Below are 14,078 nucleotides of genomic sequence, written 5' to 3'. Positions count from 1 at the left end.
TAAGGGTAGCCTATCTTTAGGTCAACGTCGGACCGAGTGAGTGTCCTGAGGGCTGCAGAGACCCCCGGTCCACGCCACGGCAGGCCCCACGCCCCCAGGGTGTGGGGCTTGCCGGTTTTCCGGGGGAGGGTCGTCGCAAACGGTGACATAGGGTCGCAGGCACACCGACCGTGAAGGAGCCCCCGTGGCAGACGAACCGTTGTCCATCGGCACCGAGCCCTCGGGGCTCGACGCGACACTGGGTTTCGAGTACCAGACGATGAGCGGCGACGGATCGGTCGCCACGTTCGATGCGGGCTCCGTGCACCATCAGCCCTACGGGATCGTCCACGGCGGTACCTACTGCGCACTCGTCGAGTCGCTGGCCAGCGTCTCGGCCGCGATGTGGCTGCAGGAGAAAGGTCTTCCCCCCACGGTCGTCGGGGTGAACAACTCCACCGATTTCCTCAAGTCGGTCCGCTCGGGGGTCGTGACCGGTCGCGCGCTGCCGATCCACCGCGGTCGGTCGTCGCAGCTGTGGCAGGTCGACGTGACCGATGCCGACGACCGCCTCCTCGCGCAGGGACGGGTCCGGCTGCAGAACCTCGACAACCGTCCGTCCTGACCGGCCGATGACGGACGGCACCGACACCACAGGCCTGCGTGCCCGTGCGCAGGCCCGGATGGATGATCTGCTGCGCGAGGTCGACGCCGAACTCGCCGCCGGGTATCCGGATTCGCGAGCCGAGACCCAGCCCGTACACACCGTCTACGTCCCGGCCGACGCCGTGGGCCCCGACACCCTCGACGAATGGGGTGCCCGCGCAGTCGAACTGGCCGAGTCGGCGCGACCCACGCTGGTCGAACTCTCGTCGGAGAGCGCCGTCGACACGGCTCTCACCCGCCTGCGGACCGCCCCGATCGAGGATCTGCGGATCGACCTCGAGGACGGATACGGCTGGCGCGACGACGCCGTCGAGGACCGTCACGCCCGGGCGGCCGGCGCCGTGTTGGCGCAGTGGAGCGCGACGGGGTCCGGGCCGCGTCTGAGTTCCGGCGTCCGATGCAAGGGACTCGGACCCGTCGAGCGGAATCGCGGCCTGCGCACGATGGAGGCGGTCCTCGACGGTGCGGGAGGTGTGCCCGACGGTTTCGTCTTCACGGTTCCGAAGCTGCGGGCGGTGGCCCAGGTGGACGCGGTCATCGCATTGTGCGAGGAGATCGAACGCGCGCACGGACTGGCGCCGATGACCGTGCGCTTCGAATTGCAGATCGAGAGCCCACAGGCGGTGGTCGGTGCGTCGGGTGCGGCGACCGTTGCGCAGGCGATCCACCGATCGGGTCCGCGTCTGAGCGGATTGCATTACGGCACCTACGACTACAGCGCGGCCTGCGGAATCGTCTCGGCGTATCAGTCGCTGGAACACCCGGTCGCCGACCACGCCAAGGCCGTCATGCTCGCGTCGGCCGCGCAGACCGGCGTCTGGGTGTGCGACGGGTCCACCCAGATCATTCCCACCGGAGACGCCGCGCAGGTCGACGCCGCCCTGCGACGACACCATCGTCTCGTCCGGCGTTCGCTGGAACGCGGCTTCTATCAGGGGTGGGACATGCACCCAGGGCACCTCGTCACGCGGTGGTTGGCGGTGCAGACGTTCTTTGCCGACGCGATGCCCGCGGCGGCCGCGCGTCTGCAGCGCTACCTCGAACGCACCGTGGGCGACGGCACCACCGACGCGACGGACGGCGGGGTGATGGACGAACCGGCGACCGCCCGAGCGCTGGCCGGCGTCCTGGTCCGCGGGTGGGGTGTGGACGCGTTCGAACCCGCGCACGTGACCGCGATCGGTCCGCTGTGTACACCCGAACGCGTCGCCCCGCTGGCCGGCGGATGACCCATCGCACGCCGCGCCGAGCGGCGTGCTGCGTGGCACTATGAGAGCGCCCATTCCACGGGAGAGAACGGAGGCGAGGCGTCATGCGACTGTCCCTGCACGAACAGGAACGGCTGATGATCTCGTATGCGGCCGAGCTCGCCCGGCGACGTCAGGGTCGGGGTCTGCTGCTCAATCACCCTGAGGCTGTTGCGCTCATCACCGACCATGTGCTCGAGGGGGCCCGTGACGGACGGTCGGTGGCCGAGCTGATGTCGACCGGTCGCGAGGTGCTCAGCCGTGCCGAGGTGATGTCCGGGGTGCCGGAGATGCTGCACGACGTCCAGGTCGAGGCCACCTTCCCCGACGGCACCAAACTGGTGACCGTCCACGACCCGATCTCATGACCGGGACCGAGGCCGATTTCGCGGGTGTCGCCGTGATCCCCGGCGAGATCCTGTGTGCCGAGGGCGAGATCGAGATCAACGCCGGCGCCGACGTCATCACCGTGACCGTGGTGAACCGCGGGGACCGGCCGGTCCAGGTGGGCAGTCACTACCACTTCCCCCAGGCCAACGCCGCGCTCGACTTCCCGCGCGCCGACGCGCACGGTCGGCGACTGAACATCCCGGCCGGCACCGCGGTGCGCTTCGAGCCGGGTATCGAGATGCAGGTCGAGCTCGTCGAGATCGGCGGGGCGCGGGTGGTTCCCGGACTGTCGCTCGACCCTCCCGGAGAGTTGGACTGACATGGCTTCCCTGAGCAGAGCGCGGTACGCGGAACTGTACGGCCCCACCGTCGGTGATCGGATCCGGTTGGCCGACACCGATCTGTTGATCGAGGTGACCGAGGACCGTTGTGGCGGTCCGGGGTTGGCCGGCGAGGAGGCGGTGTTCGGCGGTGGCAAGGTCATCCGTGAATCGATGGGGCAGTCGAGGGCCACCCGCGCCGAGGGCAGCCCCGACACCGTCATCACCGGGGTGGTGGTCCTCGATCACTGGGGGATCATCAAGGCCGACCTCGGGATCCGGGACGGACGGATCGTCGCACTCGGCAAGGCGGGTAACCCCGACACCATGGACGGGATCCACCCGCAGCTCGTCATCGGGCCGTCCACGGAGGTGATCGCGGGCAACGGCAAGATCGTCACGGCGGGTGGTATCGACTGCCACGTCCACTTCATCGCACCGCAGATCATGGAGGAGGCGTTGGGCAACGGCGTCACCACCCTGGTCGGTGGCGGTACCGGGCCGGCCGAGGGCAGCAAGGCGACCACGGTGACCCCGGGCGCCTGGCATCTCGCGTCGATGATGGCCGCGACCGATCACTGGCCGATGAACATCGTGCTGCTCGGCAAGGGCAACACCGTCGGCGTCGAGTCGATGCGCGAGCAGATCCTGGCCGGCGCATCCGGGTTCAAGGTGCACGAGGACTGGGGGAGCACCCCCGCGGCGATCGACGCCAGCCTCCGCGTGGCCGACGAGTTCGGGGTTCAGGTCGCTTTGCACTCCGACACCCTCAACGAGGCCGGCTTCGTCGAGCAGACGATCGGCGCCATCGCCGGACGTGGCATCCACGCGTACCACACCGAGGGTGCGGGCGGCGGGCATGCGCCCGACATCATCACCGTCGCAAGCCTTCCCAACGTCCTACCCAGTTCGACCAACCCGACCCGCCCGCACACCGTCAACACCCTCGACGAGCACCTCGACATGTTGATGGTCTGCCACCACCTCAATCCGAGCGTGCCCGAGGATCTCGCGTTCGCCGAGAGTCGCATCCGGCCATCGACGATCGCCGCCGAGGACCTGCTCCATGACCTGGGCGCGATCTCGATGATCGGCTCCGACGCCCAGGCGATGGGCCGCGTCGGCGAGGTGGTGTTGCGCACCTGGCAGACGGCCCACGTGATGAAGAACCGGCGCGGGTCGCTCGCGGGCGACACCACCGCCGACAACAACCGCGCCCGCCGATACATCGCGAAGTACACGATCTGCCCTGCGATCGCCCACGGACTCGACGACGAGATCGGCTCGGTCGAGGTGGGAAAGCTCGCCGACCTCGTGCTGTGGGAGCCCGCGTTCTTCGGCATCCGACCGCATGTCGTCATCAAGGGCGGCGCCATCGCCTGGGCGGCGATGGGCGACGCGAACGCGTCCATCCCGACCCCGCAACCGGTGTTACCGCGACCCATGTTCGGCGCCGCGCCCCCGGTCGCCGCCGACACCTCGCTCACGTTCGTCGCGCAGCAGGCTCTCGACGGCGGCCTCGCCGACCGGGTCGGGCTCCGACGCCGGCTGGCTCCGGTCAAGAACGTCCGGTCGGTGGGCAAGAAGGACATGCCGCTCAACGACGCCCAGCCCGAGATCGTGGTGGACCCGGACACCTTCACCGTCCGGATCGACGGCGAGGTGTGGGCCGAGCAGCCCGCAACGTCATTGCCGATGGCCCAGCGGTACTTCCTGTTCTGAGATGCCCACCGACGCACACGAATTCGCATCGGGCGACCACGCCCTGGCGATGATGCTCACGCTGGCCGACTCCCGACTGCCGGTCGGCGGACACGTCCACTCCGGTGGCGTCGAGCAGGCCATCGCCGACCGCGTGATCGTCGACGCGGCCGGGTTGCGGCAGTACCTCGAACGGCGGATCGCCACCGGCGCCCTCGTGGCCGCGTCGATCGCCGCCGCGGTGGCCGATGCCCGACTGGCCGACGTGGCCGCCCAGCGGGAGACCGACGCCCGCACACCCTCGTCGGCGGCGCGTGCTGCGTCGCTGGGTCAGGGCCGGGGGATGGTCCGTCTGGCGCGTCGACGGTGGCCCGATCACGACTTCTCCGACCACGTCCCGCGATCACACCTGCCGGTCATCGCCGGCCGGGTCGGTCGACTCTGCGGCGTGTCCGGGCAGCGGACGGCGCTCGTGCACGTCTACACCGCGATGACCGGTGCCGCGACCGCCGGACAACGACTCCTCGCCCTGGACCCGGCCGATGTCGCGATCATCACGATGGACCTCGCACCCCTGTGTCAGGACATCGCCGAGCAGGCCGCGTCCGGCCTGGCCGACCTGTCCGACCCCCTGTTCGACGTTCTCGCCGAACGCCACGAGCGACGCGGCATGCCGCTGTTCGCTTCCTGATCGACAACCCGAAAGATGGTGACATGCCTCCGCATCTGATCGACGGCGAACCCCACTCGCACACCCACGACCGGCCGCGCCGTGTCCGTCAACCCGGGGAGGCACTGCGCGTCGGCATCGGTGGGCCCGTGGGGTCGGGGAAGACCGCGTTGGTCGCCGCGCTGTGTCGGCAACTGCGTGAAGAACTCTCGGTCGCCGTGCTGACCAACGACATCTACACGACCGAGGACGCCGACTTCCTGCGTCGCAACGCGGTCCTCCCCGACGAGCGGATCACCGCCGTGCAGACCGGCGGGTGTCCGCACACCGCGATCCGCGACGACATCACCGCCAACCTCGACGCCATCGACGATCTGGTCGCCGCGAACCCGCCGCTGGACCTGATCCTGGTGGAATCCGGTGGCGACAACCTGACCGCGACGTTCTCGACCGGTCTCATCGACGTCCAGATCTTCGTCATCGACGTGGCCGGCGGCGACAAGGTCCCGCGCAAGGGCGGACCGGGCGTGACGTTCTCGGATCTGTTGGTGATCAACAAGACCGATCTCGCCCCGCTCGTGGGAGCCGATCTGACCGTGATGGCCACCGACGCGGCCCGGGTCCGCGAAGGCCGGCCGACGGCACTGATCTCCCTCACCGACGACCCCGCGGCGAGCGAGGTGCTGTCCTGGGTGCGTTCGGAGTTGGGCGCAGGGGTCAGCACGCAGGCCTGAGGGGATGCGCACCGATGTGCACATCGTCGCCCGGGCCGGGCGCTCACCTCGGATCCGGGCGAGCGGCGGACTCGCCGTACGTCAGACCGGTCCCGATGCACTGCACCTGATCTCGACGGCCGCGACCCCGCTCGGTGGTGACCACGTCGACATCACCGTCGAGGTCGAGGACGGAGCCCGTCTCCGACTGAGCAGCGTCGCCGCGACGATCGCACTGCCGTCCCGAACCGAGCGGACCTCGACCATGGACTGGACGGTGCTGGTCGGAGCGGGCGCAGATCTCGCGATCACGCCACTGCCGACGATCGTCGCCGCCGATGCCGACCTCGTCACCTCGACGACGGTCCGCGCGGACCCGACATCGTCGGTGCTCATAGACGAACGGGTACAACTCGGTCGCCACGGCGAGGACGGCGGACGATGGACCGGTCGATTACATGTCGACCTCGCCGACTGCCCCGCCCTGCGACACCGCCTGGTGCTCGACTCGGACCGGTCTCCGGGCGCCGTCGAACAGCGCGCGCTCATCAGCACGTTCCGCTACCCGGACACCGAACCGGCCGCGGTGTCGGCGCACATGGTCGCGGCCCGCCTACGGCTCGAATGCGGCGGATCGCTGACCACGGTGCTGGGGCCGTCACTGACGCGTGTCGAGACGGGCGTGGCCGACCTGAGCTGACTCAGCCGGCGTCGGCCTCGGCGGGCTGCTTGCCCTTGGTCCCGGTGTCCTCGGCCGCCTTGCTGTCGGTCGTGCCCTGCACCTCGGAATCCTCCGACGGAGGGGTCGACGTCGCCGCAGGAGGTGTGGGTGCCGCCGCCGCCGGGATCCCGGACGACTCCGACGTCTTGTTCTCCGACTCCAGGTGGTGCAGGTGATCCATGGCGGTCCGTGCGTACACCTGCTGTTCGGTGACCGTGAGCTGCGAACGGCTGCGGGTCGTGAACGACACCGTCCAGTCGATGATCGTGCTCAGACGGCTGCGGAACCCGACGATGTAGACCAGGTGCAGAGCCAGCCACCCGAGCCACGCGAAGAAACCCTCGGTCTCGAAACGCTTCGAGGTGAACGGGATCGGGACGCTCATCACGGCACTGAACCGCGAGACGGTCGCCATCGACCCCTTGTCGTGGTACTTGAACGGGCTGCGCTCCTCGGGCTTCTGGCCCGACAGGCTCGCCTTGATCGCATCCGCCGCGTAGCGACCGCCCTGGATGGCGCCCTGCGCCATGCCGGGGACGTCGTCGATCGACATCATGTCGCCGACGACGAAGACATTCGGGTGCCCCGGGATCGACAGGTCCGGCTGCACCTTCACGCGCCCGGCGCGATCGAGTTCGACACCGCTCTGCTCGGCGAGCTGCTTGCCCAGCGGGCTGGCGGCCACACCGGCCGACCACACCTTGCACTGGGATTCGATGCGACGGGTGGTCCCGTCCTTGTCCTTGACGGTCAGCCCGTTGTAGTCGAGGTCGACGACCATCGCGTTGAGCTGGATCTCCACGCCCATGCCCTCGAGCCGCTTGGCGGCCTTGGTGCCGAGCTTCTCGCCCATCGGCGGCAGCACGGCGGGCGCGGCGTCCAGCAGGATCACGCGGGCGCTGGTCGGGTCGATGTTGCGGAAGGTGTCCTTGAGCGTCTTGTCCGACATCTCGGCGATCTGACCGGCCAACTCCACGCCGGTCGGGCCCGCCCCGACGACGACGAAGGTGAGCAGACGTGCGCGCTCGTCGGGATCCTCGGACAGCTCGGCCTGCTCGAACGCGCCGAGGATTCGACCACGCAGTTCAAGAGCATCGTCGATGGTCTTCATGCCGGGCGCGAACTCGGCGAACTGGTCGTTGCCGAAGTAGGACTGCGCCGCGCCGGCGGCGATGATCAGGCTGTCGAACGGGGTCTCGGTGATGCGGGTCAGCAGGCGCGACCGGACGACCTTGCGCTCGAGGTCGATCGACTCGACGTCGCCGAGCAGAACCTGTGCGTTGTCCTGGTTCCGCAGGATCACCCGGGTGGCGGGAGCGATCTCGCCCTCCGAGACGATCCCCGTCGCGACCTGGTAGAGCATGGGCTGGAACAGGTGATGAGTGGTGCGTGCGATCAAGGTGACATCGACGTCGGCTTTCTTCAGCCGTTGGGTGCCGAACAACCCGCCGAATCCCGATCCGATGACCACCACGCGATGGGGGTGCTGTCCATCAAGCCGATTGAGGCTCATGGGCTTCTCCTGTCTGTGGTCGTGGAGTGCGTCTGCGCAGGCCGGTCTCAGGTCGAGTACACGCCCGCTCGACCTCAACGGTAGTCAATCGAGTCGATTCCCACGCGCCCACGGTGGACACCGGGTTGTCGGTCGACGCGCGCGAGCCGGTCAGGCGATCAGATGTGCGGCCGCCCGAGCCGATCTCGCCCACGGAAAATGTGCGGTCTCCCACTGAGATCTGAGGATCTCGTACTCGACCTCGCCGCGCTCGTACCCGTCGACGGCGGCATCGTCGGCCTGGTGGAGGGCGGCCAGGCGCATGCCGGATTTCTCCATCACACGTCGAGACGGGGCGTTGACCGCCATCGTCCCGGCGAACAGACGGTCGGTCGCTAGGCGGTCGAACGCGACCTGCACCAGCGCGCGTGATCCCTCGGTGGCGATCCCGTACCCCCACGCATCGCGACGCAGTCGGTAGGTGAGTTCGAGTTCGGCCCGGTTGCTGTGACGCGGGGCCCGCAACGAGAACCAGCCGAGGAACCCGCCGCGGTGCCGGTCCATCGCGGCGAACATGCCCACGCCCCGTCGCATCGACATCTCGGTGATGGCGCGCGGGATCACCCAGTCCTCGATCATGCTGCGAGGCGTCGGGCGGCCACCCGAGACGTACCGCATGACCACGGGATCACTGTCGAGTTCCACCAGGGCCGCGGCGTCGTCACGGGTGATCGGCCGGAGCACCAGGTGCGCAGTCTCGATGATCACCGCATTAATATAGGACGTAGCCGCAGCGCATCAGCGGTTTCGCCGAACGTGTCGTCCTACTGGCCTACGGCACCGTGCCCGATGGTCACCGTCCGCACTGGTGTCGCAGGGTGTCGGCCAGGGCGGGCATCCGGAAATCGTGCCCGATTCCCGCCAGCGCCTCCGGGAGCACTCGTTGGCTCGCCAACGCGAGCGATCCCGCACCGCTCTCGGTGAGCACCAGCTTGGGCGCGAACTCCGGCACGCGCAGCACGGTGGGACGGTGCAGCACCGTTCCCATGGTGTCGGTGAACTCGCTGTTGCGGACGGGTTCGGGGGAGACCGCGTTGACCGGTCCCGACAGGCGCTCGTCCAGTGCGGCGCGGTAGAACACGTCGCACACGTCCTCCAGGCCGATCCAGGACAACCACTGGGTGCCGTCGCCGATGGGGCCGCCCAGCCCTGCGCCGAACACCGGTTTCAGCACCTTGAGCATGCCGCCGGCCGACGCCTGCACCACGCCGGTGCGCACGGTCACCACCCGCAGTCCGGCCTCGGCGGCCGGTGCGTAGGCCGACTCCCAGTCGCGCACGATGTCTGCGATGACGCCGTCACCGGGGGTGCTGGTCTCGGTGAGTTCCTCGTCGCCGCGGTCCGCGCCGTAGAACCCGATGGCCGACGCCCCGACGAAGACGCGGGGGCCGCGTCCGTCGGCAGCAGCGGCGGCGGCCACCCGGGCCAACGCGTGCGACGGCTCGACCCGGCTGTGGCGGACGCGGGAGACGTGCGCGTCGGTGAACCGTCCGGCGATGGACGAGCCCGCGAGATGGATGACGACATCGAGGCCGTCGAGCAGATCGGCGGCGGGATTGTCGGGGTCCCAGCGGCGTTCGTCGTCGCCGACCGGTGCCCGACGCACCAGCGACACGACCCGGTGACCGCCGGTGGTGGCCAGGGCGGCCAGCGCGGTCCCGATCGTGCCCGACACGCCCGTCATCCCGATGGTCAGCGGCGTCGGCTGCAGTGATCGAGCCCACTTCTGCGTGATGATGTCGTCGGCGAGCTGCCGGTGACGGAAGTCGAACATCGACGACAGCGCGAACCCGGGCACCCGGGTGTCGACGTTGTCGGTGACCCGCGTGTGGTCGGCGTCCACGGCGTCGAAGTTGTGCGTGTGCGTCCACGGGGTGACATAGCGGAGCGGGAAGGACGTGAGCTTGTCCACGAACTGATTCGGCGGTCGAAAACCGTCCGGCTGATGGGAGGCGGTCCAGGTCAGACCGCCGGGGAGCACCAGGATGGCTTTGCCGTCCTCGATGGAGGTGGCCTCCGACCGCAGCGACATCGGCGCGAAGCCGGGGGAGAGGCGGTGAAACGCCCCGGGGCGTTTGTGCCAGGCGAAGACCTCGTCGATCGAATCATCGACCACGGACGAACGAGTGATGCTCATGTCTGCGAGCCTATGCGCGTTCCGGGGATGTCCGATTCCCCGATTGCCCCATGTCCGGTTTCACCCACAGCGAACCGCCGACGCCCATCCGGTGGTGCGGGGGGTCCGAACGCTCAGTGAGACCCTTGTGGTCCGAAGTCGGCTTTTCCAGGTGAGAGACAGTGGTGCAGGTGATGACGAGTGGGTCCCCGAATGCGCAATCGCCGACCGTCGCGGTCGTGGGATCAGGCGTGTCCGGACTCACCGCCGCGCACCTGCTGGGTAGCACCCATGCGGTGACGTTGTACGAGGCAGACGATCGTCTGGGTGGCCACGCCCACACCCATCAGGTCCCCGACGGCGACCGCCGACTCGGGATCGACTCGGGGTTCATCGTGCACAACGACGAGACGTACCCGATCCTGCGCCGACTGTTCGCCGAGCTCGGGGTGGCCACCCAGCCCACCGAGATGTCCATGAGCATCGTCGACCGCGTCAGCGGGTTCGAATACGCGGGCGGCCGCGGTGTCGGCGGCATCCTCGCCCAGCCGCGCCGGTTGGCCGATCCCCGGTTTCTCGGGATGCTGCTGCAGATCAAACAGTTCCACCGCGCCGCGGGTGCCTTCCTCGACTCGGCGACCGACGACGATCTGACCACCTACGGACAGTTCCTCGACGGACACGACTTCGGTGCGTTCTTCCGTCGCCACTACGCGGTGCCGCTCGTGTCCTGCGTGTGGTCGTCGGGCCCGGCGGCGTCGCTGGACTACCCAGCGCGTTACCTGTTCGCCTTCCTGCGCAACCACGGCATGCTCACCGTCACCGGTTCGCCGCAGTGGTACACCGTCACCGGCGGATCGCAGGAGTACGTCCGCAAGATCGCCGAGGGCATCGCCGATGTCCGGTTGTCCAGCGGTGTCACCGAGATCGTGCGCGATGCCGACGGCGTCACGATCACCGACCGCACCGGCGCCCGCGACCGATTCGACAAGGTCGTCGTCGCCACCCATCCCGAGCAGGCACTGGCGATGCTGGCGAATCCGACGGAGTCCGAGCGCACCGTCCTGTCGGCCTTCCACTACTCGCCCAACCAGGCTGTCCTGCACACCGATTCCTCCCTGTTGCCGTCGGCGCGGCGTGCGCGCGCGTCGTGGAACTATCTGACGCCCGACGGTGACGGCGGATCGGACGAACCGCCGGTGGTCACCTACTGGATGAACCGACTGCAGGCACTCGACAGCCCGACCGACTACCTGGTGACGCTCAATGCGCGGGACCTGATCGACCCGTCGACGATCATCGCGGTGATGGATTATGCCCACCCGACCTACACGCCGGCCGCCGTCGCCGCGCAAACGCTTCTGAGCGAACTGAATTCATCGGTTACCGCGTTCGCGGGCGCCTACCACGGTTGGGGTTTCCACGAGGACGGCGCCCGATCGGGTGTCGCCGCGGCGGAACACCTCGGTGCCCGGTGGTGACGCGATGACGGCGGTGGTCGACCTGCCGTCGCTGCCGGCGATCGTGACCGGGGACGTCTCGCACGTCCGGCGTGGGCAGAAGGCGCATCGGTTCCGACATCGCGTGTACCAGTGGCTGATCGATCTCGACGCGCCGCCGCAGCTGCCGCGACCACTCGCTCCCTTCGCGCGTTTCAGCGCCCGGGACCATCTCGGCGCGATCGATTCAGACTCCGCGGCCGCGATCAAGGCCAACGTCGAGACCTACCTCCGCGCCAACGACATCGACCTAGGCGCGGGCGCACGCGTCGTCATGCTCGCCAACGCGCGAGTGCTCGGCTACGTGTTCGACCCGCTGTCGGTCTACTGGTGCTTCGCCGCCGACGGTGAGCTCCGCTGCCTGATCGCCGAGGTGCACAACACCTACGGTGAACGCACCGCCTACCTGCTCCGCCCCGACGAGAACGGGCGTGCAGAGGTCGACAAGCACTTCTATGTCTCCCCGTTCAACGACGTCTCGGGCCACTACCGCATGGTGTTCCGGCTCGACGCCGAGCGGGTCACCGTCACCATCACACTCGACCGCCCCGAGATGCCGCCGTTCAGCGCGACGTTCACGGGGGTTCCGCGCCCGGCCACGAAACGTGCCGTGCTGCGGTCGATCCTGACCATGCCGCTGATGCCCCAGCGGGTCACCGGACTGATCGCAGTCCACGGTATCTGGCTCTGGCTCCGTCGCCTGCCCGTCGTGGCGCGCCCCACTCACACGCCCCCACAGGAGGTCTGAACCCATGACCAACGTCGCTGATCCCTTCGCCGTGCGCAGGCCCGTCCTCGCAGGCACATGGTTCAAGACCCCGATCACCCGCCGCCTGGTCGACTACGCGCTGAGCAAGGCGCCGGTCAACGTCCTCTTCCCGGGCGGCGAGATCCGGGGGAACGGCGCCCCCGACAGCGAGACGCTCGAGATCGTGCGCCCCAGGGTCTTCTACGACCGACTGGGCCACAATCCCAAGATCGGACTCGGCGAGGCGTACATGGCGGGCGACTGGCGCGCGGCCGAGGGCAGCGACCTCGGGCGAGCCCTGACACCGTTCGCCGAACGGATGACCAGCCTGGTGCCGGAGCCGATCTGGAAGCTGCGTGCCGTCGTCGACAAACGGATCCCCGAGCACCAGCGGAACTCGGTCGAGGGATCCAAGCGGAACATCGGCGCCCACTACGACCTCAGCAACGAGATGTTCGCCTCGTTCCTCGACCCCACGATGTCCTACAGCTCGGCCATGTTCGACGAGGCAGGTGACTTCGCGACTCAGGATCTCGAGGCGGCGCAGTACCGCAAGATCGATTCGGTCCTGGACATGGCCGGTGTCGGTGTCGGTACGCGGGTGCTGGAGATCGGCAGCGGATGGGGTGCGCTGGCCATCCGCGCCGCACAACGCGGTGCCGAGGTGACCACGGTGACCCTGTCGCAGGAGCAGCGTGAGCTGGCGCTGCACCGGATCGCCGACGCCGGACTCTCCGACCGCATCGACATCCGCCTCCAGGACTATCGGGACGTCGAGGGTCGGTTCGACGCGATCGTCAGCGTCGAGATGATCGAAGCAGTCGGCGAGGAGTACTGGCCGACCTACTTCGGCAAGATCGACGAACTGCTCGCCCCGGGCGGCAAGGTCTCCATCCAGGCGATCCTCATGCCGCACAACCGGATGCTGGCGACCCGCCGCTCGTTCGGCTGGATCCAGAAGTACATCTTCCCCGGCGGTCTGATCCCGTCGATGGAGGCCATCGACGCCACGATCGCCGACCACACCGGACTGGTCCGGTCGGATCGCATCGACCTCGGCCAGCACTACGCCGAGACGCTGCGTCGCTGGCGCCACCGGTTCAACGCGTCGTGGGACATCGTGCAGCACAAGGGGTTCGACGAGACGTTCCGGCGCATGTGGGAGTACTACCTGGCCTACTGCGAGGCCGGCTTCGCGTCGGGGTACCTGCAGGTCAGTCAGCTGCAGTTCACCCGTCCCTGATCGCGCCGCGGCGGGTGCGGACGCCGACGATACGATGACGGCCATGTCCGATCATGCGGTGACCATCGGCCTGCAGCTGCGCTGGGGCGACATGGACATCAACAGCCACATCAACAACGTAGCGATAGCCCGCCTCCTCGAGGAGTCGCGCGTGCGGGCGATGCCCCGACTGATCGCGGCCGACACCGCGGCACCGAGGACCGACGACGCCACCGCGACCGGCACCGGCCTGGTCGTGGTGCGGCAGGAGGTCGAGTTCCTGGCCACCATCCCCTACACCGAGGACGACATCGTGGCCTCGGTCTGGCTCAGTCACGTGGGTCGCTCGTCCTTCGAGTTCGGCTCGACTCTCGCGGACACCTCCGGTCGGCGGTTCGTGCAGGCCGAGACCACCCTGGTCTGCGTGGATCCCGGAGGGGCGCCCACACCGATGCCCGAGAACCTGGCGGCGGCCATGCGGGACCGTCTCGACGAACCGGTGGCGTTGCGTCGGCGGGCCTGACACCGTGATGT

General features: G+C 68.6%; 15 protein-coding genes. 12 read left to right on the top strand and 3 right to left on the bottom strand.

Annotation, left to right across the window (positions count from 1 at the left end; translation table 11 throughout):
- Window positions 1–184 precede the first annotated feature (184 nt).
- The 8 genes from IEV93_RS22030 to IEV93_RS21995 all read left to right on the top strand — a co-directional run bounded on the left by IEV93_RS22030 (window position 185) and on the right by IEV93_RS21995 (window position 6,386).
- The gene (locus IEV93_RS22030; RefSeq protein WP_229705397.1) at window positions 185–604 is read left to right on the top strand and encodes a PaaI family thioesterase; all 420 of its coding nucleotides are present in this window, start codon (window positions 185–187) and stop codon (window positions 602–604) included.
- Between the two features lie 7 nt (window positions 605–611).
- On the top strand, window positions 612–1,874 hold the full coding sequence (locus tag IEV93_RS22025) for a DUF6986 family protein (RefSeq protein WP_188493015.1): 1,263 nt from the start codon (window positions 612–614) through the stop codon (window positions 1,872–1,874).
- 83 nt (window positions 1,875–1,957) lie between these two features.
- Window positions 1,958–2,260, top strand: a complete 303-nt coding sequence (locus IEV93_RS22020) for an urease subunit gamma (RefSeq protein WP_188493013.1) — start codon at window positions 1,958–1,960, stop codon at window positions 2,258–2,260.
- Window positions 2,257–2,601 carry an urease subunit beta gene (locus IEV93_RS22015; RefSeq protein ID WP_188493011.1) on the top strand — a complete coding sequence of 115 codons (345 nt, stop codon included), beginning with the start codon at window positions 2,257–2,259 and terminating at the stop codon, window positions 2,599–2,601. Before IEV93_RS22020 ends, IEV93_RS22015 begins: the two co-directional genes overlap by 4 nt.
- A gap of 1 nt (window position 2,602) precedes the next feature.
- Window positions 2,603–4,324 carry an urease subunit alpha gene (locus IEV93_RS22010; RefSeq protein WP_188493009.1) on the top strand — a complete coding sequence of 574 codons (1,722 nt, stop codon included), beginning with the start codon at window positions 2,603–2,605 and terminating at the stop codon, window positions 4,322–4,324.
- A 1-nt stretch (window position 4,325) separates the two neighbouring features.
- Window positions 4,326–4,994, top strand: a complete 669-nt coding sequence (locus IEV93_RS22005; protein WP_229705396.1) for an urease accessory protein UreF — start codon at window positions 4,326–4,328, stop codon at window positions 4,992–4,994.
- 23 nt (window positions 4,995–5,017) lie between these two features.
- Complete coding sequence (ureG, locus tag IEV93_RS22000) at window positions 5,018–5,707, top strand: urease accessory protein UreG (RefSeq protein WP_188493007.1); 690 nt, start codon at window positions 5,018–5,020, stop codon at window positions 5,705–5,707.
- Window positions 5,708–5,711: 4 nt separating this feature from the next.
- Window positions 5,712–6,386, top strand: coding sequence for an urease accessory protein UreD (locus IEV93_RS21995; protein ID WP_188493005.1), 675 nt, complete (start codon window positions 5,712–5,714; stop codon window positions 6,384–6,386).
- A 1-nt stretch (window position 6,387) separates the two neighbouring features.
- Here the strand turns inward: IEV93_RS21995 and IEV93_RS21990 are convergent, their stop codons facing one another.
- The 3 genes from IEV93_RS21990 to IEV93_RS21980 form a co-directional block, all read right to left on the bottom strand.
- Entirely contained in the window at window positions 6,388–7,920 is a 1,533-nt protein-coding gene (locus tag IEV93_RS21990; protein ID WP_188493003.1) for an NAD(P)/FAD-dependent oxidoreductase, read from the bottom strand.
- Between the two features lie 150 nt (window positions 7,921–8,070).
- Window positions 8,071–8,667, bottom strand: a complete 597-nt coding sequence (locus IEV93_RS21985; protein WP_188493001.1) for a GNAT family N-acetyltransferase — start codon at window positions 8,665–8,667, stop codon at window positions 8,071–8,073.
- Between the two features lie 85 nt (window positions 8,668–8,752).
- Window positions 8,753–10,096 (bottom strand): TIGR01777 family oxidoreductase, encoded by a 1,344-nt coding sequence (locus IEV93_RS21980; RefSeq protein WP_188492999.1) that lies wholly within the window; start codon window positions 10,094–10,096, stop codon window positions 8,753–8,755.
- 218 nt (window positions 10,097–10,314) lie between these two features.
- Here IEV93_RS21980 and IEV93_RS21975 point away from each other — a divergent pair, with 218 nt between their 5' ends.
- Genes IEV93_RS21975 through IEV93_RS21960 form a run of 4 tightly spaced genes read left to right on the top strand, consistent with a single transcriptional unit; the run spans window position 10,315 to window position 14,067 of the window.
- Window positions 10,315–11,556: an NAD(P)/FAD-dependent oxidoreductase gene (locus tag IEV93_RS21975; protein WP_308691332.1), complete on the top strand. Its 1,242-nt coding sequence runs from the start codon at window positions 10,315–10,317 to the stop codon at window positions 11,554–11,556.
- Between the two features lie 4 nt (window positions 11,557–11,560).
- On the top strand, window positions 11,561–12,322 hold the full coding sequence (locus IEV93_RS21970) for a DUF1365 domain-containing protein (protein ID WP_188492996.1): 762 nt from the start codon (window positions 11,561–11,563) through the stop codon (window positions 12,320–12,322).
- Between the two features lie 4 nt (window positions 12,323–12,326).
- Window positions 12,327–13,565, top strand: coding sequence for an SAM-dependent methyltransferase (locus IEV93_RS21965; protein ID WP_188492994.1), 1,239 nt, complete (start codon window positions 12,327–12,329; stop codon window positions 13,563–13,565).
- Between the two features lie 43 nt (window positions 13,566–13,608).
- Complete coding sequence (locus IEV93_RS21960; RefSeq protein ID WP_188492991.1) at window positions 13,609–14,067, top strand: acyl-CoA thioesterase; 459 nt, start codon at window positions 13,609–13,611, stop codon at window positions 14,065–14,067.
- The last annotated feature ends 11 nt before the right edge of the window (window positions 14,068–14,078 follow it).

This window comes from Williamsia phyllosphaerae, from assembly GCF_014635305.1.
GTDB lineage: Bacteria > Actinomycetota > Actinomycetes > Mycobacteriales > Mycobacteriaceae > Williamsia_A > Williamsia_A phyllosphaerae.
This window is presented reverse-complemented; position numbering and strand designations above follow the sequence as displayed.